Origin of the sequence: Streptomyces marokkonensis, assembly GCF_039539045.1 — a bacterium.
Classification (GTDB): domain Bacteria; phylum Actinomycetota; class Actinomycetes; order Streptomycetales; family Streptomycetaceae; genus Streptomyces; species Streptomyces marokkonensis.
Map to the genome: position 1 here is coordinate 1 of NZ_BAABCQ010000338.1, position 2714 is coordinate 2714.

4 protein-coding genes are annotated in these 2714 nt (G+C 70.4%); 1 reads left to right on the forward strand and 3 read right to left on the reverse strand.

Annotation, left to right across the window (positions count from 1 at the left end):
* Window positions 1-531: uracil-DNA glycosylase (locus ABEA26_RS35650; protein WP_345598177.1), on the forward strand; the 531-nt coding region annotated here is incomplete at its 5' end.
* Window positions 532-658: 127 nt separating this feature from the next.
* Here the strand turns inward: ABEA26_RS35650 and ABEA26_RS35655 are convergent.
* From ABEA26_RS35655 to ABEA26_RS35665, 3 genes are all read right to left on the reverse strand, one after another.
* Window positions 659-1243 carry a TerD family protein gene (locus ABEA26_RS35655; RefSeq protein ID WP_345598179.1) on the reverse strand — a complete coding sequence of 195 codons (585 nt, stop codon included), beginning with the start codon at window positions 1241-1243 and terminating at the stop codon, window positions 659-661.
* Window positions 1244-1401: 158 nt separating this feature from the next.
* Complete coding sequence (locus tag ABEA26_RS35660) at window positions 1402-2409, reverse strand: sporulation protein (protein ID WP_345598181.1); 1008 nt, start codon at window positions 2407-2409, stop codon at window positions 1402-1404.
* A gap of 43 nt (window positions 2410-2452) precedes the next feature.
* Complete coding sequence (locus ABEA26_RS35665; protein WP_345598183.1) at window positions 2453-2671, reverse strand: hypothetical protein; 219 nt, start codon at window positions 2669-2671, stop codon at window positions 2453-2455.
* Window positions 2672-2714 lie beyond the last annotated feature (43 nt).

A 2714-nucleotide genomic window follows, 5' to 3' on the forward strand; every position in this document is an offset into this window, starting at 1 on the left:
CTGCGGGCCTTCCAGCAGCCGTTCGACGACGTCCGTGTCCTGATCGTCGGTCAGGACCCCTACCCGACGCCGGGGATGGCGATCGGACTGAGCTTCGCGGTGGCGCCCGAGGTGCGCTCCTTGCCGGGCAGTCTGGAGAACATCTTCCGGGAACTGCATACGGACCTGGGGCTGCCCCGGCCGTCCAACGGGGACCTGACACCGTGGACCGAGCAGGGCGTGCTGCTGCTCAACAGGGCGTTGACGACGGCGCCGCGTAAGCCGGCCGCGCACCGGGGCATGGGCTGGGAAGAGGTCACCGAGCAGGCGATCCGAGCGCTGGTGGCCCGTGGCAAGCCGCTGGTGTCCATTCTGTGGGGGCGTGACGCGCGTAATCTGCGGCCGCTGCTGGGAGACCTCCCGGCGGTCGAGTCCGCCCACCCGTCGCCGATGTCGGCGGACCGCGGCTTCTTCGGCTCCCGTCCCTTCAGCAGGGCCAACGACATGCTGGTGCGGCAGGGTGCCCAGCCGGTGGACTGGCACCTGCCGTAGGCGTCGGCCCGCTGTGCCGACGGCCGTGGCGTGCCGGTGGCCGACGGCGGCACGGCCGCCACCGGTGTCGTCCCCGGCTCGGCCGGGGGCGACAGGCCGGGACGGGATGCTGTCCGGCGCCGGCGCGTTACTTGCTCACGGCGAAGCGCATCAGGGCGTGCTCGTCGCCCTGCTTGACCTTCCCCGTCTCGTTGATCACCTCCAGCTTCCAGGTGCCGCCCACCCGGACGGCCTTGGCCACGGCGCAGCCGTTGTCCTGGCTGAGCATGCTGGGCCAGATGTCGGCGACCTGCTGCGTGCTGCCCCCGGTCGCGTCGTAGACCTTGAAGCTGATGTTGCGGGCCTTCTGGAAGGAGCTGCCCTTCTTGTAGGCGGCCGCGACGAACACGATCGACGTGATGGCGGTCGGGAGCTGTGCGAACTCGACGGTCACCGTCTCGTCGTCCCCGTCACCGTGTCCGGTCTGGTTGTCGCCGCTGTGGAGCAGTGAGCCGTTGCCCATCGGGTCGAGGGAGTCGAGGCCGGCGAGGCGTACCGGGTCCCCGCCCTGCATGGCGACGGCGATCAGGTCGAGGTCGGTACCGGTCTTGCGGCGCAGCTTGCCGAGCACACCGCCGCTGCTGCCGGCGGTGGGGTCCCAGGAGGCACCGATGGACAGGTGGGTCACTCCGTCCAGGTCCGCCGGTCCGTCTTCCTTGGTGAGCGTGATCATGTGGGGGTCTTTCTCTGTCGACAAAACTACATCAGGCCGAGTGTGCCCGGAGGCTCCCGGGCCCCACCCGCCGGGTCCCGGTCCGGCCCGTGTCCGCCGGCCGTCGGGGGACACGGGCCGGACCAGGCGGGTGGCTTCGTCACTCAGCCCTTCCTTGCTCAGCCCTCGTCTTCCTCGTCGCCTTCGAAGAAGTCCCCGACCTCGTCGACGACCTCCGCGGCGACCATGCCGCCGACGACGCCGACGGCCAGTCCGGCCGCGCCCGCCGCGACGACCGTGCCCATGCCGGGACCGGAACGGTGACGGTCGTCGTGAGAGTGGTCGGGCCCGTGGAATCCGCCGTGTCCGTGGTCGGCGTGCGGGTCGGCGTGGCCGTACGCGGCCTGATGGCCGTATGCCGTCCGGTGCTCGACGAGCTGCCGTACCCAGCCGTCCACCTCGGCCGTCCAGTCGCGCACGTCGTGATGTCCGACGGCGAACCGGGTGACCACGTCGTGGCCGGAGGAGAAGAGGCCGCCGCGCTTGTCGGCCTCCAGCACCACTTCGAGACCGCCCGGGCCGGCCAGGAAGGTCAGCTCGATCTCGTTGACCTGGTGGGCGTACTGGGGTGCCGGAGTGAGTTCGATCTCCTGGTAGAAGGGCAACTGCTGCCCGGTGCCGCCGATGTGCCCGTACTCGAGATCGGCGGACCTGAAGCCGAAGCCGAGCTGTCCGAGCGCCTCCAGAATCGCCTCCTGGGCGGGCAGGGCCGCGACGGTGAGCTGGTCGAGGTCGCCCTTGTCCTTGGCGCCGGCGACCGCCAGCTCGGTGCGCACACCGAGCACGATGCCCAGCGGCTGCCCGTACAGCTCGGTGACGGGCGTCTCCCACGGCAGCGTGACGCCGAAGGGCACGCTGCGCGGTTCTTCCGCGGCGAGCCGGAAGCCGCCGCCGACGGTGAACCGGTCGAAGACGACGACGCCCTCGCTCTCGCCGTCTCCGTGCTCCGCCTCGACCCGGGCGACCAGCTCGAGTGTGATGTGGTCGATGTCGAAGTCCGCCTGGCCGCCCTTGAGGTGTACTTGTCCGGTGAGTGTGCCGCCGGGCAGGACGGGGGCCGGGTCGAGAACCGTGTCGACCGTGGGGGCGCCCACGCCGAGCGAGCCGAGAAGTCGCTTGAACACCATGGTGGCGTCCACTCCTTTTGCGTGCGTGATGTTCCGTGAGGGGCTACTTGGCCGCTTCGAGAGCGGCGAGTGCCTGTGCCCAGCGGGCGTACTTCAGTTCGGCCAGGTCCGCGACGGTCCTGACTCCGAACGCCTCCTGGAGCAGCTCGCCGTCGCGGTCGGAGACGCCCTTCAGTGCCGCCACCGGCGCGGCGAGTATCTCCGGCAGGCTCTTGTCCGCCCATGCCTTGTCCAGCACGTTGTCCAGATCGATCGAAGCCATGTGTGTCTCCAAAGGGGGTACGGCCCGGGACTGCGCCCGGGCC

Excerpts from the sequence above, each read along its gene's own strand:
- ABEA26_RS35660 (WP_345598181.1), bottom strand. The coding sequence starts at position 2,409 with ATGGTGTTCAAGCGACTTCTCGGCTCGCTCGGCGTGGGCGCCCCCACG.
- ABEA26_RS35655 (WP_345598179.1), bottom strand. The coding sequence starts at position 1,243 with ATGATCACGCTCACCAAGGAAGACGGACCGGCGGACCTGGACGGAGTG.
- ABEA26_RS35665 (WP_345598183.1), bottom strand. The coding sequence starts at position 2,671 with ATGGCTTCGATCGATCTGGACAACGTGCTGGACAAGGCATGGGCGGAC.